Source organism: Cloacibacterium caeni, assembly GCF_907163125.1.
Classification (GTDB): domain Bacteria; phylum Bacteroidota; class Bacteroidia; order Flavobacteriales; family Weeksellaceae; genus Cloacibacterium; species Cloacibacterium caeni_B.
In genome coordinates this window covers 2,179,133-2,204,603 of the sequence record NZ_OU015319.1, presented here as the reverse complement: position 1 = coordinate 2,204,603, position 25,471 = coordinate 2,179,133, and the positions used below count along the sequence as shown (strand labels likewise).

Here is a 25,471-nt window from a genome sequence, read left to right as displayed (position 1 = left end):
ATAATTTGGCTTAATAGCCTAAAAGCAATTTACAATCAATGCCAAAAATTAGATTAAATAAAGCGGTAAAGGAATTTAATATCTCGATGTCTAGATTAGTAGAGTTTCTACAATCAAGAGGCTTCGAAGTAGAAAGCAATCCAAACGCTCAATTAGAAGAAGCGGCATATGCAGCATTAGAAGCGGAGTTTGCTAGAGATAGCGAACAGCGTAAAGCTTCTCATGAGGTAGTGATTTCTAAGGTTCCAGAAGAAAAATTAGAAATTGAACCTAAAAAACCAGAAGTAATCAAAGCGAAAGCTCCATCTATCGGTGAGGCTAGAGTTTTGGGTAAAATAGAATTAGAAAAACCTAAGGCAGAAGTTCCTGCGGCAGAGCCTGTAGTTGATCCAGAGGAACCTAAAAAGGAAGAAATCCAAAAAGTAGAGCCTAAAAAAGAGGAACCTGTAGAACTTAAAGTTTTGGATAAAATTGATTTAAGTAAAATAGAATCTAATAAACCAAAACCTTCTCCTAAAAAAGAAGAAAAACCTAAACAAGAGGCTCCAAAATTTGAGAAAAAGGAACTTCCGAAGCCAGAAGTGAAAAAAGAGCAACCTAAAGCTCCGGTAAAAGAAGAGACTACTTCTGTGAAATTTGATGAACCTGAAAAAATTAAAACGGTTTATCAAAAACTTGATGGTCCCAAAATTGTCTCTACAGAAAAAATAGACCTTTCTCAGTTCCAAACGAGACCTTCTAAACCAGACCCAAATAAGAAGAAGCAGAGAAAAAGAATTAATAATGGTCCGGCTCCTACACAAGGTCAAAATCAACAAGGTCAAGGTGGTAACAATAACCAACAGGGAGGCGATAAGAAACCTTTTAACAGAGATAATAACAATCGTCCGAACCAAGGCGGTGGAAACAACAACCAAGGCGGAGCGAACAGAAACAGACCTCATAGCCCTAATTATAAAGGAGGAGGTGCTCATAAAGGCAGAGAAAAAGTAATGCCTGTAGAACTTTCTGATGAGCAAATTAAAAATCAAATTAAAGAAACTTTAGAAAAACTCACCAATAAAGGAGGTAAATCTAAAGGTTCTAAATATAGAAAAGAAAAGAGAACCTACCGTAGAGAGCAGGATGAATTGCAGCAAGAGCTAGAAGCAGCGGACAGAACACTTCGTGTTACTGAATTTATCACTGTTTCAGAGTTGGCATCTTTAATGGATGTAAGTGCTACAGAAGTAATTTCTGCATGTTTCTCTTTAGGTGTAATGGTTACCATGAACCAAAGATTAGAAGCAGATACACTTACTTTAGTGGCTGATGAATTTGGTTACAAAATAGAATTTGCAGATGCAGATTTAGAAGCAGAATCTGAAGAAGAAGTTCAAGATACTGAAGAAGATTTATTACCAAGAGCTCCTATTGTGACCGTAATGGGACACGTAGACCACGGTAAAACTTCATTATTAGACTACATCAGAAAAACCAATGTAATTGCTGGGGAATCTGGAGGTATTACACAGCATATTGGTGCATACAATGTGAAATTAGAAGGAGGACAAAGAATTACATTCTTAGATACACCAGGTCACGAAGCCTTTACAGCGATGAGAGCGAGAGGTGCACAAGTTACCGACATCGTAATTATTGTAGTAGCTGCGGATGATGATGTAATGCCACAAACCAAAGAAGCGATTGCTCACGCACAAGCTGCTGGTGTTCCTATGATTATCGCAATCAATAAAGTAGATAAACCAAACGCTAATCCAGACAATATTCGTCAACAACTTTCTGGAATGAATATTCTAGTTGAAGAATGGGGAGGAAATGTACAAGCACAAGAAATCTCTGCAAAATTTGGTAATAATGTAGATTTATTATTAGAAAAAGTATTGCTTCAAGCAGAAATGTTAGAATTAAAAGCTAATCCTAATAAAAATGCAAGTGGTGCAATCATTGAAGCATCTTTAGATAAAGGAAGAGGTTATGTTTCTACCGTATTAGTACAAGCTGGTACGCTTAGAGTAGGAGATTATGTAGTAGCGGGTAAAAATCATGGTAAGATTAAAGCTATGCTAGATGAAAGAGGAAGACAGCTTACTGAAGCAGGTCCTTCTATTCCTGTAACGATTCTAGGCTTAGATGGAGCTCCAACTGCTGGGGATAAATTTAAAGTTTACGAAGACGAAAGAGAAGCGAAATCTATTGCTAATAAACGTGAACAATTACAGAGAGAACAAACCATCAGAACTAAAAAACATCTTACTTTAGATGAATTAGGAAGAAGAATTGCTCTAGGTGATTTCAAAGAATTGAATATTATCCTAAAAGGAGACGTGGATGGGTCTGTAGAAGCACTTTCTGATCAGTTACAAAGACTTTCTACTGCTGAAATCAGCGTGAATATTATTCACAAAGGTGTAGGTCAAATCACTGAGTCAGACGTATTATTAGCTGCAGCATCAGATGCTATTATGATAGGATTTAATGTAAGGGCTGGTGCTAATGCAAAAGAATTGGCAGATAGAGAAGAAATAGAAATCAGAACTTATTCTATTATCTATGCAGCAATAGATGATGTAAAAGAAGCGATGGAAGGTATGCTTTCTCCGGAAATCAGAGAGCAAGTAATAGGAAATGTAGAAATTAGAGAAACGTTCAAGATTTCTAAAGTGGGTACTATTGCAGGTTGTATGGTTCTAAACGGAAAAGTAACCCGTAATTCTAAAATTAGACTTCTACGCGATGGAATTGTAAAATTCGATGGTGAATTAGAATCTCTAAAACGTTTCAAAGATGATGTAAAAGAAGTAACCAAGGGCTATGAATGTGGTCTTAACATTAAAGGCTATAATGACATAGAAGTAGGTGATATCTTAGAAGTCTATGAAGAAATAGAAGTAAAGAAAAAACTTAAATAGTTTATTTACAATAGCAAATCCCGAGTAAAATCGGGATTTTTTATTATCATCTCTATTATTTATATTAATTCTAAATAAAATTTATTTTTTTATTTTTTTTTGAAAAAATTAACATTTAAAAAATTATAAATTTAAAAATCATTAATTATATAAAATTTTTATGAACACTTTTTAATAAAAGGTAAATATGTTGTTTAAAATGATAAAATATAATATTATTTATTTAACTTAAAATTTGGCTATGTTAAAATTTATTAACATTTTTGTTTATTAAAATATTAAATATTGTTAATATGAATGTAAAATTAAAAGTTTTAACAGTTGGTGCTCTATTTTTTATAGGAGGACAAACTGTTATGGCGCAAAAGAAAAAAGATTCTTTAGGAGAAAAAAAGATTGACGAAGTTGTAATATTAGGTTATAACAAAAGTTCAACTAAACCTAAGGATGTATCTGCGAATACTACGATCACTGCGGATGTATTAGATAGTCGTCCAAATGTTTCGTTTCTCAATTCCATTCAAGGTTCTGCTCCTGGTGTAACAATTGCATCTAACTCTGGCTCTCCAGGTAGTGCAAGGATTGATGTTATTATTAGAGGTATTTCTTCTATTAATGCAAGTACAGAGCCGTTAGTAGTAATTGATGGGGTTCCTACTAACGCAAATCAATTTCGAAACTTAAATCCTGAAGACATAGAATCTGTTTCTATTTTGAGGGATGCTGCTGCAACATCTATCTATGGTAACAGAGGCGCAAATGGAGTTTTGGTTGTAAAAACAAAACAAGCCAAATTCGGTTCAGGGTTTAGATTTACTTATTCGGGAACTACAGGGGTAAGCTTCATGCCAGATAATAGATACAACATTGCGGATGCTAGAGAGTTGCTGACAATTCAAAAGAGAAGAAATGTTTTGTTAGGTAGGACTTTAACAGATGCTCAAATTGCAGACTATCCAATAGATACTAATTGGAAAGATGTTTTTTTTAATGCGGACCTTACTCAGCAGCATAATCTTACAATTTCCAGTGGTGGAGAAAATTTGAGCAATTATACTTCATTAGGTTATTTCCAGCAAGGAGGCTTAGTTCCAAATACAAATTTTCAAAGATTTACTTTGAGAAATAATATTAATGCAAAGTCTTCTAATAATAAGTTAACTTTTAATGCACAAGTAGGATTAGCTTTTTCTAAAAGAAATCAATTAAATCAAGAAACTAATTCTGGAATTAATGGTAACACAGTTCAGAATCCATTATTAGGTTCTTTGATGGCACTTCCTTATTTAGAGGCAAATAGATTCAAGAACCCAGGAGATTTATTTAATACTATTGGAACAAATTCTGGAGGCGTAGGTAACTTTGTTTATATTTTAGAAGATGTTTTAAAAACAGGGCATATTCCAAACAGAATTTTTGATACAAATATATTTACAAGTACAACTACTACTTACAAAATTACAGACGATCTTTCTTTAACAAATAGATCGGGTATGGATTTTAAGAATACAGATCAATGGAACGCTAGAGCACCTTGGTCTTATTTAGCGCAAGTAGTAGCTGCTAGTAATTCTACTCAATATGGTGGTTTTGAAACTATAAGTAATAGTAAAGAGTTTAACTTTAATTCTGTAACAAGTGCTAACTATTCTAAAACATTTGGAGATCACCAAATAGATTTAGGGGCTTATTTAGAATATACAAAGGTTCATTATCTATTCTCTTCTAGAACCCAAAATGGGTTAAATCCACTTAACTGGGCTTTAGGTGCGGGTACGGGATATGTCCCTTATAATGCAGCTGATCCAAATAAATATGTTCCTTCTGTATCAGCTCAAAAAGTTAATGCAGGAGCTTTAGCTTTCTTCGGAACTTTAGATTATGATTATAAATCTAAATATGGTTTTGGTGCGGTTTTGAGAAGAGATGCAAGTTATAGATTTGCAGAGAATAATAAATGGGCAACATTCTGGTCAGTAGCTGGTAGATGGAATATAGATAAAGAAAATTTCATGGAAGGTTCTGTTTTTAATTTATTAAAACTAAGAGCCTCTTATGGTACTCAAGGAAATGCTAACGTAGTTGCACCTGCAGCTGGTTCAAATGCTATGCTATTAGGAACCCAAATTGTTAGAGATCTTAATACTGTTAATAATGGGTATGATAATAATGTAGGATATGCTGTTTCAAGTATTGGAAACCTTTCACTTCAGTGGGAAGAGGTAACACAGGCAAATATTGGTCTTGATTTTAAAGTTTTTTCTAATAAATTAGAAGGTAACGTAGATGTGTATAGAAAGCAAACAGATAAGCTTTATAACGACATTAAATCTTCTGCAATTACAAGTTTCTATGATTATAGAGGTAATTTAGGAGGATTGAAAAATGAAGGTGTAGAAGTTGCTCTAAGATATAACATAGCAAATACAAAAGATTTAAGATTTAGTTTATTTGTAAATGGGGCTTATAATAAAAATACCCTTACTGACTTAGCTGTTCCAGTATTAACTGGGTCATTGATTAATGAAGTTGGAGGTACTCTTAACCAATGGAATTTAGTGAGATATGTAGGTGTAAATCCGGCAAATGGTAATGAACAATTCTTAGATGCAAATGGAAACCTTACTGAAAATCCAGTTGATGCGGATAGAGTTAAAACGGGTAAAAACTATTTCCCTAAATATACAGGAGGATTTGGATTAAATTCTGAATATAAAGGATTTTTCTTAGATGCGATTTTCGCATTCCAAGCTGATTTATGGAGAATTGACAATCAGATGATTTGGGCATATAACCCAGCATATATGGCAAGTGGCTTTAATGTTTCTGCAGATTTACTAAACGCATGGACTCCTACTAATACTATTACGGATATTCCTGCATTAACAGCTCCTTTAAGATCTTCTACTTCAGATAGATTTTTATATGATGCTTCTTTCCTAAGATTTAAGACTCTATCATTTGGATATTCTGTTCCTAAAGAGTTATTAAAAGGAAATTTTGTTAAATCACTTAAAGTGTATGTTCAAGGAGAAAATCTTGCAGTTTGGACTAAATGGAAAGGATTCGATCCCGAAGGTTTAGGTACTTTCCCTTTGAGTGTTTATCCTAACCCTAGGACAGTATCTATAGGAACAAATATTGAATTCTAATTAACTTTTAAATTATGAAAAATATAATCAAAATATCATTAATTTCTTTGATAACATTATCTTTTTTTAACTCATGTAGAGACGCAATTGATATAGTACAAGATGGAGAAATTAATAATCAACAGACTTTCAAAAGTGTTACTGATTTGCAAAAATATTTGTTCGGTGATGTTTATACAACTATGAGTAATACAGGACCAGTTACAGTTTCTGCTTTCCTTACAGACGAAACTGGTTTGGGATCGGCGAATTCTACTTTAACACCAGGGATGCATCAGTTTTTCTTAGATCCTTCGGATGCTACGTCTAGTAGCTTATGGCTGTCTAATTATGCAACTATTAATAGAGTAAACAGATTATTAGCTGCCGCTGAACTTATTACGCCAGCAACAAGTGCAGAACAAATTACATATAATTCTGTAATTGCCCAAGCTAGAGTTATTAGAGCTTTTGCCTATTTTACTTTAGAAACTTATTTCTCTACTGATTTGAAAAATGATGACGCATTAGGCGTTATATTAACTACAAAGGTACCAGTCAATGATGAAAAATTACCTAGAGTAAAAAACTCTGAAATTTTTGCTTTAATTGATAGTGATTTAAGTTTTGCTGATACTAACTTAGTAGATAATACTAATTATTTTTATATTTCAAAAAATTTCATTAATGCATTTAAAGCAAGATATTACCTTTACAGAGGAAAACATGCACTTGCAAAGCAATTCGCTACTAAAGTAATTAATGAGTCTGGATTAAGCTTAGTAGGTGTTAATACTTTACCAACCTCTACACCAGGATCTTCTGCATGGCATGTCAGCTTGAATTCTTATGCATCTACAAGCGCTATTGCAAAAATGTATAATGATAAAGAAAGAGGAGAAATTATTTTTGCTTTAAGTAGACCAACTTCAGGTTCATGGACTAACATTGGAACTATTTTTAATACCAATAATTCAACTCTGGGAGGTAGTCCTCTTTATGATATGGGAAGAAACTTATTTAATATTTTAGATTCAACCCCTGGAGATATTAGAAGATATATATATGTAGATCCTACATCTAAAATTGACGCTAATTATGCTACAAATCCTGACTATAAAAATTCAGATGTTTTGGTTATTGATAAATATCCAGGTAAATATCAAGGAACTAACCCATTAAGAAATGATGAAAAAGTTTTCAGACTCTCTGAAATGTACTTAATTCTTGCAGAATGTGCTGTAGTTGAAAATGACTTTGTAACAGCAGCAGGATACATTAAGCAGATTAGAGACAAGAGAAATTATTTAGGTCCTGTGACTTTGCCTACATATACTTCTGCTGCTCAGGCATATTCTGATATATTGCTTGAGAGAAGAGTAGAGTTAGCTTTTGAAGGTCATAGATATATTGATTTAAAGAGATTAGGAGCTTTGGCCAATAAATCTATTGATAGACATCCTACGGATGATGTATCTACTGTACCTACAACTTTACCAGTTACTGATTACAGGTTTACACTACCAATTCCTAGAAATGAGGTACAAGGTAATCCAACTATTACTCAAAATCCTGGTTATAAATAATTAATAAATAAAAAAAACCACTAGAGAATTGGACTGCCCCCAAAAAGTTAGACACTTTTTAGGGGCATTTTTTATGGGGAAAAGTAAATATTCATTAGACTTTAAATTAAAAGCTATAAAGAGATATCACAAAGGGGATATTGGAACAGACGATTTAGGAAAACGCATTGGAGTTTGTGGTTCCTTGGTTCGTAAATGGATAAAATTTTATGAACTTTATGGAGTTTCAGGACTTGTTCGGCTTTCCAATACGCATTACACAAAAGATTTTAAATTAAAGATTTTATCAGTAATTGAGAAAGAGAATTTAAGTTTAAAAGAAGCGTCGAGAAGGTTTAATATTCCTGCGGAGTCCAGTATTCTTAGTTGGCAGCGTAATTACAAAAAAAATGGTATTTTAGGTTTAGAAAACATACCCAGAGGAAGACCTAAAACCATGAGTAATTACACGCGAAAAAAAAAGAAAACAGGCAAACCCTTAACAAGGGAGGAAGAACTGTTGGAGAGGATTTATTATTTAGAAGCCGAGAACGCCATTTTAAAAAAGTTAGACGCCTTAATTCAGGAAAGGAAAAATCCAAAGCCATCGAAGAGTTAAGGCAGGACTTTGATTTAGCAGTACTACTGCATTGTACATCGATGGCAAGAAGCAGTTTTTATTACTATCAAAAACGCTTTCAAATGAAAGATAAATATGCGGAAATAAAAGAAATGATTAAGCAGATTTATCATCGTCACAAAGGAAGGTTGGGCTATAGAAGAATTACTTTGCTTTTGAAAGAAAAAGGAATTTTGATTAATCACAAAACTGTTTTACGACTTATGAAAATATTAGGTTTAAAGAGTATTATCCGAGTGAAGAAATATAAATCTTACAAGGGAGAGCAAGGGAAAATTGCGCCCAATGTTCTACAGAGGAATTTCAAATCGGACACTCCTAATCAGAAATGGGCAACCGATGTTACAGAGTTTAATGTATCGGGTAATAAACTTTATCTATCTCCAATCATCGATTTATTTAATGGTGAAATTGTCAGTTTTGACTTATCTGAAAGACCTGTGTTTAGCCAAATCATCAGAATGCTAAAGAAATCATTCAGAAAAGTAAAATCTACACAAAACATCATTCTACATTCTGATCAAGGTTGGCAATATCAAATGAAACATTACCAAAACTTGTTAAAAGAAAAAGGTATTATTCAAAGTATGTCCCGAAAAGGAAACTGTTTGGACAATGCGGTGATAGAAAACTTTTTTGGAACGATAAAATCAGAAATGTTTTATGCCAGAAAGTTTGGTTCCATTCAGGAACTTAAGATGGAAATAGTGAAGTACATTCACTATTACAACAATGATAGAATAAGACTCAATCTCAAAGGAAAGAGTCCGGTACAGTACCGAACTCTTTCCTTTGAAAATATTGTTTAATTTTGTCTAAACTTTTGGGTGCAGTCTAAAATCTAGTGGTTTTTTTTTATTTATTAATTAAATTTATTAGTTTTATTAAATCTTGATCTTTTTTAATACTTAGTTTTTCTTTTTTTAATATTTCTTTGATATTATATCCTTTTTTTTCTAAATCTCCTTCTATTTTTTTTAATTTATTGGATGCAATTAAATTATTTTCTATAAAAAAGTAATAAATTGGCTCATCTTCAATATATCTAGAATTTCTATCCAGATCATAAGAATTTTGTGAAGTTCTCCCTTTCTCTAAGTGTATTTTCAGTTTTTTAAGTAATTGTCTTCCATTATTATTAAAAAGTTCTAAATAATACCCTTTATTACCATTAATATCCTTTAAAACGAGGGTAGTATTATAATTAATAAATCTAATTCTAGCGAGGTCTGATGTTTTATTGAGAGCAAGAAGTTGACCGTTTTTTACAAATTCTATTTCATCACTGAATATGTTATATTTTACATTGATTTCATCTTTGTAATCTCCTATTTTAGATAAATTATACTCATTAAATAAATAAGGTGAACCCTCTATTTTAACTTCGTTTTTTTTGTCAACTAGATTATTTTGATTAATAACTCTACTGTAATTAGCGTCATTACTTATAATGCCTAGAGCATCTGTTTGTGAAAAAGCCGTATTTGCTATAAATAGCATAAAAAATGTTATTTTCATATTAATTTTTTTTATTACCATTACAAATGTAAATTCTATTTATTAATAATAAAAAAAAATAAAGATTATTTCAAAAATAAATTATTTTAAAAGAGTTAATTTGTAGAGACTAAAATTTGAAAATAAAATCGGGTAACTTTATTCTTTTAATTTCCTTACTTTTGTACTTCAAAATATTAAAATGAAATACATCTTATTCATCATATTTTTTGCAGTACATTTTTTAGGCGCTCAAATTGTTAATAAAACCGATGGAAATGTTCCTTCTGATACATTAATAATAGATAAAGGTGGTAAAGATTCTTTGAAAATCTTTAAGCCAACCATAAATGACTACCAGCATTATACTCAGTTTTCTGAAAAGAAAATTTTTGATACCGTTTTTACAATAGACAAATCTTATCAATTTACACAATACAATAACCAAGACAACTTTGGGAAAATCCAATTTGCCAACATCGGTTCTGGATTTCAAGATTTAATGTTTCGTGTCAATAAAGAACAAAACTTAGCGTTATTACCTACTCGAAAATCACATTTTATTTTGGGAGTAGATGATGTTAAATATTATGATGTAAAAACGCCCACTACATCTTTCATCTACCATAATGCTATGAAACAAGGAGCAGCATTGAAAACTACTTATACTCAAAATGTAGGAAAAAATTTCAACGTAGCCTTAGAATATATGGGATTACGTTCTCAAGGTGTATACCAAAGAGAATTAGCCGCTTCTAATAATTTCGTTTTATCTTCTCGTTTTAATTCTAAGAATAATCGTTATCGATTTTTCACACATTACATTCACCAGAACGTAAACAACGAAGAAAATGGTGGAATAGAAGATTTAAGCCTTTTTTTAGGAGATGACACTCGTTTTAATAATAGACAGAATCTTGCCGTAAACCTTACATCTACGGATTCAAGATTTTCGTACAGAAGATATTATTTCTCTCAGGAATTTCAGTTTGTAAATTCAGAGAAATATCCTTTTAAAGTGAGACATACTATTTTCCATCAAGCCAATAAATATTGGTATAAACAACAAGGTTTTGAGTCGTTTTATGATTCAGATGTTGTAGAAGATTATGGAACGTCTGCTTATAAATTTTCTAAAAACTTGAGCAATACTTTCACCTTACTTTTTGATAAACCTACTTTCAAATTAGAAGCAGGAGTTCGTCATCAAATGATTAATTTAGGAACAGACAAAGAACTTCCAGCCATTGTTGGTGTCAGTATTCCTTTAGATAATAAAGAAAACAGATTTGGTGCAGTGGGGAATTTAGAAATCAAATTATGGGACAAGGTAGATTTAAAATCTAATGTAGAATATTCTAACGGAAGTACTTTTGGCAACTTTCTTCGTTCAGAAAACAACTTGAAATTAGAACCGATTAAAGATTATGTTTTAGATGCTCATGTAAATTTGCAAACCTCTAAACCGAGTTTTAATTATTTAATCAATCCATCTTTTTACCAAAATTTCAATTATAATTTTTTAGACGCTAAAAACGAAAGCACTTTAGAAATCGGAGGTAAAGTCAATCTAAAGTGGTTCCAAAGTTCAGTTTTTGCTAATTATTTTAGAATAGAAAATTACACGTACATTGGCGCTGATTATCAGTCTAAGCAAAGCGAGTCATCGCTCAACATTTCTCAAATTGGTGGCGAAGCTACTTTTTCTTATTGGAGACTTAATTTCAATACCAAATTACTTTTCCAATCGGCTTTGTCTGAGAAAAATCTTTACCCGATGCCTAGTTTTATCGGTAGATTAAATGCTTATTACCAAGCAAAAGCGTTCAAAGATGCTGCGGAAATTCAAACAGGAATAAAAGTGTATTATTTCTCTAAATTTAATTCCAGAGAATATTTCCCAGTACTCAATGAATTTGCAGTTTCTGCAAATACCGCTTCTATTGGTGGTCAACCTATTGCAGATGCTTATTTTAATATGAAGGTAAAAAGAATGCTTATTTATGCAGAAGCGCAGCATGTAAACACTACTTTTATGAAAAATAAATCATTCGCTGCTCCCAATTATCCTATTTATGATTTTCGATTGAATTTAGGAATTGTTTGGTATTTATTTCACTAAATTTGCTTCATGCCGAAGTTTAAATTTCCGTTTCAAGATTTAGAAACCATCCCGAAATTAATCAAAGACTTTCTTCAACAAGAAATTCCGCATTTTTCTGCATATCAGTTTACCCTAGAAAACGCATTGTTACAAGCAGAAAAAAAAGCAAATAACTATACATTAGAGCAAAGAAAAATACTGGTAGACGTTCTTAGAGCGCAGCATCAGCATTTAGATTTAAGTGCTAAGCAATCACAGCATTTAGATTTGCTCTTATCCGAAAATACTTTTACTGTAACTACAGGTCATCAGTTGAATTTATTTTCTGGGCCAGTATTTTTTGTCTACAAAATTTTACAAACCATCAAAACGGCCGATTTTTTAACTCAAAATTCAGATAAAAATTTTGTTCCTATTTTTTGGTTGGCTACAGAAGACCACGATTTTGAGGAGATTAATCATTTTAAAACTGCAAATGGATTTTATCAAGTCAAAGGAAATTCTGGTGGTGCAGTTGGCAGAATTATTATAGAAGACAATAGTTTTTTAGAAGAATTCGAAAAAGAGTTTAAAGATGATGTTTTCGGAACACAGCTTATTCTTCTTGCCAAAAAAGCTTATCAAAAAGGAAGAACTTTTGCCGAAGCTACAAAGATTTTGGTTCAAGAAATTTTTGCAGAGTTTGGACTTTTAATGATAGATGGAGACGATGTTTTGCTCAAAAATCAAATGCAAAATATCTTTAAGGAAGAATTGGTGAACCAAACTACCCATTATTTTTCTCAAGAAAATGTAAAATTCCTAACCGAGAAATACGGAAAAGTACAAGTAAACCCTAGAGAAATTAACCTTTTCTACTTGTCTGATACCAGAAATAGAATAGAATTTGATGGGGAACAATTTCAGATTGTAGATAAAAATCTCACGTTTGCTTTAGAAGAATTAGCAGAAGATTGGTCTAAAATTTCACCGAATGCTTTGCTAAGACCAGTTTTTCAAGAAAAAGTTTTGCCCAATATTGCATACATTGGTGGGAATGCAGAAATCATGTATTGGTTAGAGATGCCAAAGGTTTTTGAGAAATTTGGGATAGAATTTCCTCTTTTGGTTCCTAGAAACTCTATGTTGTTCCTAAGAAAGAAAACTTTAGATAAAATAGAAAAATCTGGAGTAGCACTAAAATACTTTTTAGGAGATTTCCAGAAATTCTTAAATCAAAAATTGCTGAAAGAATCAGAATTGAATGCCGATTTAGAAAACCGAGAGCAATTGTTAAAAGAAAATTTTGAAATTTTAAAAAATAAAGCTTCACTTACTGCCGTTACCTTTAGGAATATGGTAGAAGCAGAAGAAACAAGACAATTGAAGTCTTTTCAGAAATTTAAGAAAAGATTGTTACGTGCAGAAAAAATTCTTCACGCAGATAAAATAGATTATCTTCAGCGTTTGTATTCAGAAATTCACCCTGCTAATAATTGGCAAGAAAGAAGCCTCAATTTCAGTGTCTTTTTCGCAGAAAATGGCGAAAAATGGCTCGAAAATTGTTACCAAAAAATGGAGGTTTTAAATTCTGTCTTAATTGTTAGCGAATTTTAGCCCGAAAAACATTAATTTTGCATTTTAAATAACAAGGATGAAAAAATATCTTGTATTCATATATACGTTAATAGGTTTTGTAGCTTTTGCACAGAAAACACACACTGTAGCAAAAGGTGATACTCCGTATAATATTTCTAAAAAATATGGCGTAACACTAGACGAACTCACGAAGCTAAATCCTCAAATCAAAGAGGGAAAATTAGCGATTGGAGATGTTTTAATCATCACTAAGAAAAACTCAGAAGTTGTAAAAACTACTGAAAAAGCGGTGGCTACTACCAATCAAAAATTAGGCAAAATCGTACTTCAACCGAAGCAAACGATTTACGGAATTACCAAACAATATCATATTTCTGAAGTGGATTTAAGAAAATTGAATCCTAACTTAGACCAGCATATGAAAATTGGTGACGAGATAACGTTACCTGCTGAAAATATCAAAAAATATGCAGATCAAAATGCATTCGTAAAAACAGAAGTTCCAGTAGAAAAACCTGTTGAAAAGGCAATAGAAAAGCCAAAAGCAGATGAAGGAACTTATGTGATTCAGCCAAAAGATAACTATTACAGAATTACCAAAAGTTTTAACCTTACTCAAGAGGAATTATTTGCCATCAATCCTGGTTTAGAAGAAAAAGGATTGCAACCTGGTGAAGTCATTAATGTGAAAAAACCTCAAAATTCTAAGGTTAAAGAAACAGTAACTTGGCAAGAAGATAAAAAAACCGAAAAAGCAGAAGTTCAGAATGTAGTTGCAGACGAATACCAAACATACACGGTTCAGAATGGCGATACTGTTTTCGGAATTCTTAATAAATTTAATGTTTCGCTAGACCAATTATTAGAACTCAATCCTAAACTTTCAGAAGGTTTAAAACCAGGAATGGTTCTAAAAGTGAAGAAGCTAGAAGCGGGTTATGTTAAAAAATCTGGTGATGAGTTAAATGTAGTTTTAATGTTGCCATTCGGTTTTGATGATGGTGACAGTAAATACAGAACTATGGCTGCTGATTTCTTAACGGGTGCAAAACTAGCTATCGAAAGAAATGCTAAAGCTGGTCAAAAACTAGATGTAAAAGTAGTAGACGCAGGAAGTGAAGCAAGTTTTAAAAATTCACTTACCCAAATTAATCAAAATAATACAGACTTAATCATAGGGCCGTTTTTCAAGTCAAACGTTTTAGAAGTTTTAGACTATGTAAAAACTCAAAAAATTCCTGTGGTAGCTCCGTTTGCAAATTCTCCAGAGCTTAGAAATTATAGCAATTTGGTGATTATCGAAACGGAACAAAGTGTTTTTGCAGACAGAATTGTAAAAGAAGTTTCTCTGGCTTATTCTGACCAAAAAATATATATCGTGGCAGATTCTGACAAGACGTATGCCAATTATATGAAGAAACAATTAGAAGGTCAGTTGAAAAATGCAAACATCACCGTAGTAAATTCTTCTGCAGATATTCAGTTAGATACGAATATGATGACCGGTCAAACCGCTCCAGTGATTGCTATTTTGGCAAATGATAATGATGACGCAGGAAGTGATTTTTCAAAAAGAATCATTGATTTGGCTAAAGAAACCAGCGGAATGAAATCATTCAGTATGTATTATCATCCATCTTTTGAAAAAAATATTGCAGAACTCAGCAATGCGAGCTTGGTGTATTTGATGGATAGAAAAATTAACACAGACGGTGACTTCGAAAAAGAAGTTCTCGCAGATTATAAGAAAAAATATTGCAAAGCTCCTTCTAAGTATGCTGTAATTGGTTTTGACGTAGTGAATGATATGTTGACCAGAGAAAACAGCAAAGGAGAATTGTTTAAGCAAATGAATAAACCTCAGACTCAATTGGCTACCAAGTTTGAATTTGTACGAAACAAAAACGGTGCATACGTGAACCAGGGTTACAGAGTAGTGAGATTAGTTCCTTAATAGCGAAAACTAATACTAAACAAAAGAAGAATAAGACTCAAATTTTATCGAAAAAAAATTATGAAAGCACTTGTATTTCCAGGGCAAGGTTCTCAGTTCGTAGGAATGGGAAAAGAACTCTATGATAGTAGAAAAGAAATTAAAGACCTCATGGATTTCAGTAATGAAATTCTAGGTTTTGATATACTAAAAATCATGTTCGAGGGAACTGATGAAGACCTTAAAAAAACAAAAGTTACTCAACCAGCAATATTTATTCATTCTGTAGCTGCTGTAAAAGCAATTGACGGAACAGGAGCTCAAATGGTAGCAGGACATTCTTTAGGAGAGTTTTCTGCATTAGTTGCCAATGGAGTTTTAAGTTTTGAAGACGGACTTAAGTTGGTTTCAGAAAGAGCTTTGGCGATGCAAGAAGAATGTGATATTAATCCTTCTTCTATGGCAGCAATTCTAGGTTTAGATGATGCTAAAGTGGAAGAAATTTGTGCGTCAATTAATGGAATTGTAGTCCCAGCGAATTACAACTGTCCAGGACAATTGGTAATTTCTGGTGAGACCAAAGCGGTAGAAGAAGCGTGTAACGCTATGAAAGAAGCTGGTGCGAAAAGAGCATTAATTTTGCCAGTAAATGGTGCGTTTCATTCACCTTTAATGCAACCTGCGCAAGAAAGATTGGCTGCGGCAATAGAAAATGCAAAATTTAGAAAGGCAACCATTCCGGTTTATCAGAATATTACAACAACTGCAGTTACAGATCCAGATGAAATTAAAAAAAATCTGATTGCTCAGTTAACAGGACCTGTAAAATGGACACAGTCTGTACAAAACATGATTAAAGATGGCGCATCAAATTTTGTAGAAGTAGGGCCAGGAAAAACTTTGCAAGGACTGATAAAGAAGATTAACTCCGAAGTAACAGTTGCATCTGCAATTTAAAATAAAGTAAGCCACAAATTTTTTTGTGGCTTTTTCTTTTTTATTTTTGTTAAAAATAAAATCCTTTGAAAAATCACATATTTTCACCAGGCAAATTACTGATTACTTCAGAATACTTTGTGTTAGATGGAGCTTTAGCTTTAGCAGTACCTACTCGATTGGGACAAGATTTTTATTCAGAAGAAGAAAAAGATAGTGCTTCCATGGTTTTTTGGGAGGCTTTGCATGAGAACAAACCTTGGCTTTCTATCCAAATAAATTATAAAAATTGGGAAATTGTACAAACCAACCTTCCTGAAAGCGCAGCATTTATTCTAAAAGTGCTTCAAAACGTCAAAAAACTTTCTACAGAAAAATTTCATAGCGATTCTACTTATAAAATTACTACTAATTTACAATTCCCCGCGAATTATGGATTGGGGAGTAGTTCTACATTGATGAATAATTTAGCAGAGTGGTCTCATATAGATGCTTTTCTTCTTAATGAACTTTCTTTGGGTGGAAGTGGTTATGATATAGCTGTGGCTCAAGAAAAGTCTGCCATTCTTTATCAAAATAGCCCTAGAAAAATAGAAAGAGTAGAATTCAATCCTAGTTTTACTGATGATTTAATCTTCATTCATTTAAACCAAAAGCAAGATAGCAGAGAAGGAATAAGAGCTTTTCAGTCTCAAAAAAAATCTTTAGATTTAAGAACTGACTTTTCAGAAATTACTCAAAAAGTACTACAATGTAAAACCTTGGAAGAGTTTTCTAACCTTATGATATTGCATGAGAGTAAGTTAAGTGAATTTTTAGGAATGAAAACCGCTAAAGAAAAACACTTTCAAGATTGCCCAAGTTTCATTAAAAGTTTGGGAGCTTGGGGCGGAGATTTCGTTCTAGCTTCAAAATTTGGGGATTACAAAAATTACTTTTTTGAGCGCAATTTTAGTAATATCATAGAATGGAAAAATTTAATATATTGATATTCAATTATTTGAAAATAAATTCTATGACGGATTTCAGTGACCAATATCATCAATTAAGATTTAATAAAACTATATACTTTTGCTAATTTTGTAATACAAAAAAATATGAACAATAATATTTTATTTTAGTTATGAAAAACATTAAAATCATTCAAGAGCTACATGATCTAGGTATTACAGGTTATCACGAAGTAGTGTATAACCCAACCTATGAAGAACTTTTTAAAGCAGAAATGTCTGATAAAAATAAAGGTTTTGAAAAGGGAGCTCTTACAGAATCAGGCGCAGTTGCTGTAAAAACGGGTATTTTCACAGGTAGATCACCTAAAGATAGATATATCGTAAAAGATGATGTAACAAAAGATACTATTTGCTGGGACGGAAAAGTTAATTTCCCTACAACTCCAGAGATTTTTAAATCTTGTAAAGAATTAGTTTTAGAACAGCTTTCTTCTTCTAAAAAATTATATGTAGTAGATGCATTCTGTGGTACTAATCCAGATACAAGACTTAAAGTGAGATTTGTAATGGAAGTTGCATGGCAAGCTCATTTTGTAACAAATATGTTTATTAGACCATCATTATATGAGTTAGAAAACTTCGGAACTCCAGATTTTATTGTAATGAATGGATCTAAAACAGTGAACCCAGATTGGCAAGCTCAAGGATTAAATTCTGAAAACTTTGTAATGTTTAACCTTACAGAAAGAATCCAAATTATCGGAGGAACTTGGTATGGAGGTGAGATGAAGAAAGGGATGTTTGCCATGATGAACTACTATCTTCCATTAAGAGGAATGGCTTCTATGCACTGCTCTGCAAACGTAGGAGAAGAAGGTGATGTAGCATTATTCTTCGGACTTTCTGGTACAGGTAAAACTACACTTTCTGCAGACCCAAAAAGATATTTAATTGGTGATGACGAACACGGTTGGGATGACAATGGTGTATTTAATTACGAAGGTGGTTGCTACGCAAAAGTAATTGACCTTACTGAAGAAAAAGAACCAGACATTTTCAGAGCGATTAAGAGAGATGCTTTATTAGAAAACGTAGTGGTAAATGAATATGGCGAAATAGACTATAAAGATAATTCTATTACAGAAAACACTAGAGTTTCTTACCCAATCTATCATATTAATAAAATTGTACTTCCTTCTAAAGCTGGTCACGCTAAAAAAATCGTTTATTTATCAGCAGATGCATTCGGAGTATTGCCTCCAGTATCAATTTTAAATGAAGATCAAGCGCAATATCACTTCTTATGCGGTTATACATCTAAATTAGCAGGAACAGAGAGAGGAATTACTTCTCCAGAACCTTCATTCTCTCCAGCTTTCGGTGAAGCTTTCCTTACTTTACACCCAACAATGTATTCTAAAACATTAATTGGTAAAATGAAAGAACACGGAGCTAAAGCTTATTTAGTAAATACAGGTTGGAATGGTACTGGTAAGAGAATTTCTCTTAAAGATACTAGAGCAATTATCGATGCAATTATAGATGGTTCTATAGAATCTGCACCTAAAACTGTAGTTCCAATTATGAATTTAGAAATTCCTACTTCTTTACCAAATGTAACTGAAGGAATTCTAGATCCAAGAAACACGTATGCTGATGCTAGCGAATGGGAAGCAAAAGCTAGAGATTTGGGAGCTAGATATATTAAAAACTTTGAACAATATTGTGATACAGAAGAAGGTAAAAGATTAGTTGCGGCAGGTCCTCAATTATAAAAATAAGAGAAATACCTAAATATAAAATCCTCAGTTTATGGACTGCCCCCAAAAAGTTAGACACTTTTTAGGGGCATTTTTTATGGGGAAAAGTAAATATTCATTAGACTTTAAATTAAAAGCTATAAAGAGATATCACAAAGGGGATATTGGAACAGACGATTTAGGAAAACGCATTGGAGTTTGTGGTTCCTTGGTTCGTAAATGGATAAAATTTTATGAACTTTATGGAGTTTCAGGACTTGTTCGGCTTTCCAATACGCATTACACAAAAGATTTTAAATTAAAGATTTTATCAGTAATTGAGAAAGAGAATTTAAGTTTAAAAGAAGCGTCGAGAAGGTTTAATATTCCTGCGGAGTCCAGTATTCTTAGTTGGCAGCGTAATTACAAAAAAAATGGTATTTTAGGTTTAGAAAACATACCCAGAGGAAGACCTAAAACCATGAGTAATTACACGCGAAAAAAAAAGAAAACAGGCAAACCCTTAACAAGGGAGGAAGAACTGTTGGAGAGGATTTATTATTTAGAAGCCGAGAACGCCATTTTAAAAAAGTTAGACGCCTTAATTCAGGAAAGGAAAAATCCAAAGCCATCGAAGAGTTAAGGCAGGACTTTGATTTAGCAGTACTACTGCATTGTACATCGATGGCAAGAAGCAGTTTTTATTACTATCAAAAACGCTTTCAAATGAAAGATAAATATGCGGAAATAAAAGAAATGATTAAGCAGATTTATCATCGTCACAAAGGAAGGTTGGGCTATAGAAGAATTACTTTGCTTTTGAAAGAAAAAGGAATTTTGATTAATCACAAAACTGTTTTACGACTTATGAAAATATTAGGTTTAAAGAGTATTATCCGAGTGAAGAAATATAAATCTTACAAGGGAGAGCAAGGGAAAATTGCGCCCAATGTTCTACAGAGGAATTTCAAATCGGACACTCCTAATCAGAAATGGGCAACCGATGTTACAGAGTTTAATGTATCGGGTAATAAACTTTATCTATCTCCAATCATCGATTTATTTAATGGTGAAATTGTCAGTTTTGACTTATCTGAAAGACCTGTGTTTAGCCAAATCATCAGAATGCTAAAGAAATCATTCAGAAAAGTAAAATCTACACAAAACATCATTCTACATTCTGATCAAGGTTGGCAATATCAAATGAAACATTACCAAAACTTGTTAAAAGAAAAAGGTATTATTCAAAGTATGTCCCGAAAAGGAAACTGTTTGGACAATGCGGTGATAGAAAACTTTTTTGGAACGATAAAATCAGAAATGTTTTATGCCAGAAAGTTTGGTTCCATTCAGGAACTTAAGATGGAAATAGTGAAGTACATTCACTATTACAACAATGATAGAATAAGACTCAATCTCAAAGGAAAGAGTCCGGTACAGTACCGAACTCTTTCCTTTGAAAATATTGTTTAATTTTGTCTAAACTTTTGGGTGCAGTCTATTTACGCTGAGGATTTTTTTATTGTATGGTAGAAATTAAATGAATAATCGCTAATCTGTAGCCTTCTGTGCCAAAACCGGAGAGAACAGCATCTGTATAAGCTGCGGTAACTGATTTCTGCCTGAATTCTTCCCTTTGATAGATATTGCTAATGTGAACCTCTATTTTGGGTTTTCTAAGGTTTTTAAGCGCATCTGCGATGGCGTAAGAATAATGGGTGAAAGCGCCAGGATTAATGATAAGCGCATCAAAATCATTTTCTTGAATTTTTCCGATGATTTCCCCTTCAAAATTAGACTGGTAATATTCAATAGCGTGTTGAGAATACTCAGATTTTAAATGCGTTAAAACATCATCCATAGAAGTATTTCCATAGATGTCTGGCTCACGAGTTCCTAGAAGATTGAGATTGGCTCCGTTTAATATTAGAATTTTCATATTCTCAAAGGTATGAAATTTTTAAAACAAAAAAAATCCTCAGAAATTTCTGAGGATTTTGGTAGCCCGTAGGGGAATCGAACCCCTCTTGCAAGAATGAAAATCTTGAGTCCTAACCGATAGACGAACGGGCCAGAAATTTATTCTTAAGCTAACTTGTTAACGTGTTTAGTTAACTTGCTTTTTAAGTTAGCAGCTTTGTTTTTATGAATAATATTCTTCTTTACTAATTTGTCTAATAAAGAGATTACTTTCGGCAATTGCTCTGAAGCAGCTGCTTTGTTTTCTTCATTTCTTAATACTTTCACAGCTGTTCTAGCAGTTTTGTGATAGTATCTGTTTCTCAATCTTCTTTTCTCAGATTGTCTGATTCTCTTAAGTGCTGATTTATGATTTGCCATAATTGTTTCTGAAATGTGGGTGCAAAGATAAAAACTATTTTTTAATTTGCAAATTATTTTTTAATTTTTTTTAAAATTTGTAGCCTATAGGGGAATCGAACCCCTGTTGCAAGAATGAAAATCTTGAGTCCTAACCACTAGACGAATAGGCCATTCTTTTTTTGTGCGTGCAAAAATAAGAACTTTTTTAGAACTCGCAAAATTTTCTTGATTATTTATAAACTTTTTCTATTGTAGTATTGGTAATACCCTTTTCTTCAAGGTCTTTTTGTAGTTTAGTGGCTGCTTCTAGAGATTTTACATTGCCATAAGTGTAGTAAAATATGCCATTGGCTTTTACTCTTTCTACATCTTTTAATATTTTTAATATTGGGGAAGAGCTAGGTAATTTATCTTTTCCGGAGTATACTTCTAATCGGTAATAGCCTGTATTCATGTTTTGATTAGGAATAAAACTTACAGCAGTAGCATTTCTAAATCCTGCGTCTTTAGCGGTTTTAAGGTTGTTTTCTTTAATAGAAGCAAAATTAGTTACGCTGTAATAGTATTTGTACAAACCATTTTCTTTGATGGTTAAGATGTAATTAAGTCCTTTGAGAGCGGGATCTCCAACTACATATTTGTTTGGAGTGCTCATCAAAAGAATTCTGAAATCATTTTTAAGAGGAAGTTCTTTCGGTTCTTCTACTATTTTTTTCTGGTTTCTATCGATGCGTTTTTTGTAGCTGGTAATTGCGTCGTAAATAGATTCTGCAATTTCATCTTGACCTTTGTCAGAAGCTAAATATGCCGCCTCTTCAGCATTACTGATGAATCCCGTTTCTATTAAAACAGATGGCATCGCGTTTAGACGTAATACGTGAAGGTTTTTTTGCATCACACCTCTAGAATATCTTTTATCTTTTTTTACAAAATTTTCTTCTACATAACCTCCGAAAATCAAACTGCTTTCTAGATATTTACTTTGCTGAATTCTTAATGCAATTAAAGATTCTGGAGAAGTTGGGTCGTAAGAAGCGAATCTTTCGCGGTCTTTATCATCTAAGAAAATTACGTCATTCTCTCTTTTAGCTACTTCTAAATTGGTTTTGTTTTGGTCTGGACCTTGTACATAAGTTTCGGTTCCGTAAGGAGTAGATTTGGTACTGGCATTACAGTGTACAGAAATAAATAAATCGGCATGACTTCTATTGGCAAGGTCTGTTCTATCAGCTAGAGAAGGATATTCGTCTATTTTTCTGGTGTAGATGATTTTATAATCTTTATTTTTTTCGAGCATTCTGCCTAGCTTCAATACGATGCCTAGTGTAACGTCTTTTTCTTGTACTAAGCCTATGTTTTCGTATTTTCTAGTTGCTCCCACATCAGAACCGCCGTGACCGGCATCTAATACAATAACAAACTTCTTTTGTGCGCCTAATTGAGCGAAAATTAAAAATAATACTGTTAAAATTATATTAAATGCGTGTTTATGCGTCTTCATTTTTTAAAAATTATTAATTTTGGAGCCTGAAATTATAAGCTCCATTGATTAAAAACGGTCTCAAAAATACCTTACAAATTTTAATTATCCTAATTTTTAACAATTTTTTAGCACAAAATAAGCTAGAAAATGCGCCTAAAAATAGTGATAACGCTACTGCTGTTTCTAAAACAGATACCGTAAAAATAGAACGAGAACGTTTAGATGATATTGTACGTTCTAAAGCGGATAATATTAGAAACGAAGTTCCGAAAAAAATGTCTTATCTCAATCAAAATGCAGAAGTTTCATATCAAGATATGAAGATTAATGCAGATTATATCCAAATAGATTGGGACAAAGGACTGATTTTTGCAAGAGGAAAAGTAGATTCTATAGGAAAAATTACAGAACCTGCTGTTGCAACTCAAGGTGGTAAAAAATATGAATATTCCGAATTCAGCTACAATTATAAAACCAAACAAGCCATTGCTTACAATGCTAGAACAGAAGAAAGTGAAGGTGTAATTGTAGCAGAAAAAACCAAAAAAGTAAATGACTCTGTTTTTTATCTTAAAAGAGGAAAATATACTACAGACGAATATTTCCTTAAGAAAAAAGATACCATAGCAGATTATTATTTGCTTGCGCCAGATATTAAATTGGTAAAGGGAAAAGAGAATTCTAAATTAATTACGGGGCCTATACAGATGTATATAGAGCAAGTTCCTACACCGCTTATTTTACCATTTGCAATTCTTCCGTTTTCTGAAAAAAGAATGGCGGGAATTCTTATTCCGAGTTTTGGGGAAAGACAAGATGTGGGATTTTTCTTGAATAGTTTGGGGTATTATTTGCCAATTGGTGAGCATTTTGATGTGAAAACCTACTTTGATTATTATACCAAGGGAAGTTGGAACTTCAGACCAGAAGTGAGTTATCGAAAAAATTATAAGTACAATGGTTCTTTCCGAGGAGAAATAGGAACTACCATCAGAGGAATAAAAGGTCTAGAAAATTATACAAAAAGTAGTGTTTATAATATTGCATGGACACATACTCAAGATTCTAAAGCCAATCCGTTTTTTAACTTTTCGGCATCTGTAAATATTACGAGCAATAAATTCTACAATAACACGGTTAATAACTCCCATATTTTTAACCAAAGTGCTCTAAATGCACAACAAAACTCTACGGTGAGCTTTACCAAAAGATTTTTGAATTTACCAATAACCATCACGGGAACAGGGAGTTATTCGCAAAACTTCACAACGGGACTTACCGATATTAGATTGCCACAGTTGAATGTTTCTACCAATCAGTTTTATTTATTTAAACCCAAAACGGGAATTAGAACGGGCATGTTAGAAAACATTACCGTAAATACTGGATTGCAATTCAGTAATTATGTTTCTGGGGTGAAAAGTGGTGATTTATTCACCAAAACCATGTGGGATAATATGCAAACTGGTGCTAAAAATAACATTGCGCTCGCTACGAACACGACTGTTGCTAAGTTTTTTACGTTTTCATTAGGCGCTAATATTGATAACGTAGCAACTACTAAAACAATTAATAAAAACTACAATCCAGTTACCAATACTTTAGAAAGGAATTTGAATAAAAATTTGACGGGTTATTCTACGTTTTCTACATCTGCAAGTTTGCAAACCGTTTTGTATGGAATGTTGAAATTTGGTGAAAAATCTAAAATTCAAGCCATCAGACACATGGTAACTCCGAGTATTGGATTTACGTATTCTCCAGATTTTGGAGATCCAAAGTTTGGATATTTCAAAAGTTATTATGACGAAAGAGGCGTTTTAACCACTTATTCTATTTTCGAAGGAGGGATGTTTGGTTCACCTAATCAAGGTTTAACACAGTCTATTGGTTTCAATATTAATAACAACTTAGAGATGAAGGTGAGAAGTAAAACCGATTCTACAGGAACCAAAAAAGTTAAAATTTTTGAAAGTTTAAATATTTCTGGAGGTTATAATTTTGCTGCGGATAAATACAAATGGTCATTGATTTCAATTAGTACACAGACTTCTTTCTTCCAAAATAAATTAAGTGTAAACTCGAATGTTTTGATAGACCCATATCAAATTGTATTTATTCCAGGTCAAGAAAACGGTATTAGAACTGAGAATTTTGGACATTTTAATATCCAGAGTTTCAACATGAATTTTTCTTTCCCTCTGAACAATGAAACTTTTGGGAAAAAAGAAGATTTAGCGACTAAGTATAAAACCAAAGGAGAAATCCGAAACGAAGTCTATTATTTTGACCAAGATAATTACTCCCGATTTAATCAACCTTGGACTTTGAATCTTAATGCCAATTATGGTTATTCTAAAACCAATACCAGATTTGGGAAAAGTGTAGCTTCACTAGGTTTAGATGGTAGCGTAAAACTTACACCTTATTGGAGTTTAAGCGGAAACACGCATTATGATTTTGTTTCAAAAAGTTTAGCGTACACCAGATTAGGGTTTTCTAGAGACCAAAGAAGTTTCTCTTTTACCTTTAATTGGGTGCCTTTTGGTCAATATAAAGTATATGATTTCTTTATCAGTATAAAAGCAAATATTTTAAAAGACGCCGTAAAATACAAGGAAAGAAGTTTCCAACAAAGTGGCAGTACTTTCTAAAAAACGAAGGAATCTCTGAACACT

The 25,471-nt window shown here is 32.6% G+C and carries 16 protein-coding genes and 2 tRNA genes; 12 read left to right on the top strand and 6 right to left on the bottom strand.

Going from position 1 to position 25,471, the window contains the following annotated elements:
* Window positions 1–38: 38 nt before the first annotated feature.
* The 4 genes from infB (at window position 39) to KKQ79_RS10225 (ending at window position 9,057) form a co-directional block, all read left to right on the top strand.
* Window positions 39–2,912 (top strand): translation initiation factor IF-2, encoded by a 2,874-nt coding sequence (gene infB / locus KKQ79_RS10240; protein WP_213190054.1) that lies wholly within the window; start codon window positions 39–41, stop codon window positions 2,910–2,912.
* 293 nt (window positions 2,913–3,205) lie between these two features.
* On the top strand, window positions 3,206–6,064 hold the full coding sequence (locus KKQ79_RS10235; protein ID WP_213190053.1) for a SusC/RagA family TonB-linked outer membrane protein: 2,859 nt from the start codon (window positions 3,206–3,208) through the stop codon (window positions 6,062–6,064).
* A gap of 14 nt (window positions 6,065–6,078) precedes the next feature.
* Window positions 6,079–7,629, top strand: a complete 1,551-nt coding sequence (locus KKQ79_RS10230) for a RagB/SusD family nutrient uptake outer membrane protein (RefSeq protein ID WP_213190052.1) — start codon at window positions 6,079–6,081, stop codon at window positions 7,627–7,629.
* 73 nt (window positions 7,630–7,702) lie between these two features.
* Window positions 7,703–9,057 (top strand): IS3 family transposase gene (locus KKQ79_RS10225; RefSeq protein ID WP_213190656.1). Its coding sequence is split into 2 segments (ribosomal slippage): window positions 7,703–8,177 and window positions 8,177–9,057, totalling 1,356 coding nucleotides; the frame shifts between segments, so codons are not numbered across the junction.
* A gap of 46 nt (window positions 9,058–9,103) precedes the next feature.
* Here KKQ79_RS10225 and KKQ79_RS10220 read toward each other — a convergent pair.
* Complete coding sequence (locus KKQ79_RS10220; protein WP_213190051.1) at window positions 9,104–9,766, bottom strand: hypothetical protein; 663 nt, start codon at window positions 9,764–9,766, stop codon at window positions 9,104–9,106.
* A 181-nt stretch (window positions 9,767–9,947) separates the two neighbouring features.
* Here KKQ79_RS10220 and KKQ79_RS10215 point away from each other — a divergent pair, with 181 nt between their 5' ends.
* The 7 genes from KKQ79_RS10215 (at window position 9,948) to KKQ79_RS10185 (ending at window position 20,461) form a co-directional block, all read left to right on the top strand.
* Window positions 9,948–11,867 carry a putative porin gene (locus KKQ79_RS10215; RefSeq protein WP_213190050.1) on the top strand — a complete coding sequence of 640 codons (1,920 nt, stop codon included), beginning with the start codon at window positions 9,948–9,950 and terminating at the stop codon, window positions 11,865–11,867.
* Between the two features lie 9 nt (window positions 11,868–11,876).
* Entirely contained in the window at window positions 11,877–13,445 is a 1,569-nt protein-coding gene (gene bshC / locus KKQ79_RS10210) for a bacillithiol biosynthesis cysteine-adding enzyme BshC (protein WP_213190049.1), read from the top strand.
* A 37-nt stretch (window positions 13,446–13,482) separates the two neighbouring features.
* A complete protein-coding gene (locus tag KKQ79_RS10205; protein WP_213190048.1) occupies window positions 13,483–15,381 on the top strand; it encodes an amino acid ABC transporter substrate-binding protein in 1,899 nt (632 codons plus the stop codon).
* 60 nt (window positions 15,382–15,441) lie between these two features.
* Complete coding sequence (fabD, locus tag KKQ79_RS10200) at window positions 15,442–16,317, top strand: ACP S-malonyltransferase (protein WP_213190047.1); 876 nt, start codon at window positions 15,442–15,444, stop codon at window positions 16,315–16,317.
* Window positions 16,318–16,382: 65 nt separating this feature from the next.
* Window positions 16,383–17,285 (top strand): GYDIA family GHMP kinase, encoded by a 903-nt coding sequence (locus tag KKQ79_RS10195; protein ID WP_213190046.1) that lies wholly within the window; start codon window positions 16,383–16,385, stop codon window positions 17,283–17,285.
* Window positions 17,286–17,419: 134 nt separating this feature from the next.
* Window positions 17,420–19,024 carry a phosphoenolpyruvate carboxykinase (ATP) gene (pckA, locus tag KKQ79_RS10190; protein WP_213190045.1) on the top strand — a complete coding sequence of 535 codons (1,605 nt, stop codon included), beginning with the start codon at window positions 17,420–17,422 and terminating at the stop codon, window positions 19,022–19,024.
* 82 nt (window positions 19,025–19,106) lie between these two features.
* Window positions 19,107–20,461, top strand: a protein-coding gene (locus KKQ79_RS10185) for an IS3 family transposase (RefSeq protein WP_213190656.1) whose coding sequence is annotated in 2 segments (ribosomal slippage) — window positions 19,107–19,581 and window positions 19,581–20,461 — 1,356 coding nt in all. Because the reading frame shifts where the segments join, the coding sequence is not laid out codon by codon here.
* Window positions 20,462–20,507: 46 nt separating this feature from the next.
* Here KKQ79_RS10185 and aroQ read toward each other — a convergent pair.
* The 5 genes from aroQ to KKQ79_RS10160 form a co-directional block, all read right to left on the bottom strand.
* Window positions 20,508–20,927: a type II 3-dehydroquinate dehydratase gene (aroQ, locus tag KKQ79_RS10180; protein ID WP_213190044.1), complete on the bottom strand. Its 420-nt coding sequence runs from the start codon at window positions 20,925–20,927 to the stop codon at window positions 20,508–20,510.
* Between the two features lie 59 nt (window positions 20,928–20,986).
* Window positions 20,987–21,061 (bottom strand) — tRNA-Glu (locus KKQ79_RS10175).
* A gap of 12 nt (window positions 21,062–21,073) precedes the next feature.
* Window positions 21,074–21,328, bottom strand: a complete 255-nt coding sequence (gene rpsT / locus KKQ79_RS10170) for a 30S ribosomal protein S20 (RefSeq protein ID WP_069800821.1) — start codon at window positions 21,326–21,328, stop codon at window positions 21,074–21,076.
* 80 nt (window positions 21,329–21,408) lie between these two features.
* Window positions 21,409–21,480 (bottom strand) — tRNA-Glu (locus KKQ79_RS10165).
* Between the two features lie 59 nt (window positions 21,481–21,539).
* Entirely contained in the window at window positions 21,540–22,811 is a 1,272-nt protein-coding gene (locus KKQ79_RS10160) for an N-acetylmuramoyl-L-alanine amidase family protein (RefSeq protein WP_213190043.1), read from the bottom strand.
* 44 nt (window positions 22,812–22,855) lie between these two features.
* Between KKQ79_RS10160 and KKQ79_RS10155 the strand changes: the two genes are divergently transcribed.
* Complete coding sequence (locus tag KKQ79_RS10155; RefSeq protein ID WP_213190042.1) at window positions 22,856–25,447, top strand: putative LPS assembly protein LptD; 2,592 nt, start codon at window positions 22,856–22,858, stop codon at window positions 25,445–25,447.
* Window positions 25,448–25,471: the final 24 nt, after the last annotated feature.

Excerpts from the sequence above, each read along its gene's own strand:
- infB (WP_213190054.1), top strand. The coding sequence starts at position 39 with ATGCCAAAAATTAGATTAAATAAAGCGGTAAAGGAATTTAATATCTCG.
- KKQ79_RS10235 (WP_213190053.1), top strand. The coding sequence starts at position 3,206 with ATGAATGTAAAATTAAAAGTTTTAACAGTTGGTGCTCTATTTTTTATA.
- KKQ79_RS10230 (WP_213190052.1), top strand. The coding sequence starts at position 6,079 with ATGAAAAATATAATCAAAATATCATTAATTTCTTTGATAACATTATCT.
- KKQ79_RS10220 (WP_213190051.1), bottom strand. The coding sequence starts at position 9,766 with ATGAAAATAACATTTTTTATGCTATTTATAGCAAATACGGCTTTTTCA.
- KKQ79_RS10215 (WP_213190050.1), top strand. The coding sequence starts at position 9,948 with ATGAAATACATCTTATTCATCATATTTTTTGCAGTACATTTTTTAGGC.
- bshC (WP_213190049.1), top strand. The coding sequence starts at position 11,877 with ATGCCGAAGTTTAAATTTCCGTTTCAAGATTTAGAAACCATCCCGAAA.
- KKQ79_RS10205 (WP_213190048.1), top strand. The coding sequence starts at position 13,483 with ATGAAAAAATATCTTGTATTCATATATACGTTAATAGGTTTTGTAGCT.
- fabD (WP_213190047.1), top strand. The coding sequence starts at position 15,442 with ATGAAAGCACTTGTATTTCCAGGGCAAGGTTCTCAGTTCGTAGGAATG.
- pckA (WP_213190045.1), top strand. The coding sequence starts at position 17,420 with ATGAAAAACATTAAAATCATTCAAGAGCTACATGATCTAGGTATTACA.
- aroQ (WP_213190044.1), bottom strand. The coding sequence starts at position 20,927 with ATGAAAATTCTAATATTAAACGGAGCCAATCTCAATCTTCTAGGAACT.
- rpsT (WP_069800821.1), bottom strand. The coding sequence starts at position 21,328 with ATGGCAAATCATAAATCAGCACTTAAGAGAATCAGACAATCTGAGAAA.
- KKQ79_RS10160 (WP_213190043.1), bottom strand. The coding sequence starts at position 22,811 with ATGAAGACGCATAAACACGCATTTAATATAATTTTAACAGTATTATTT.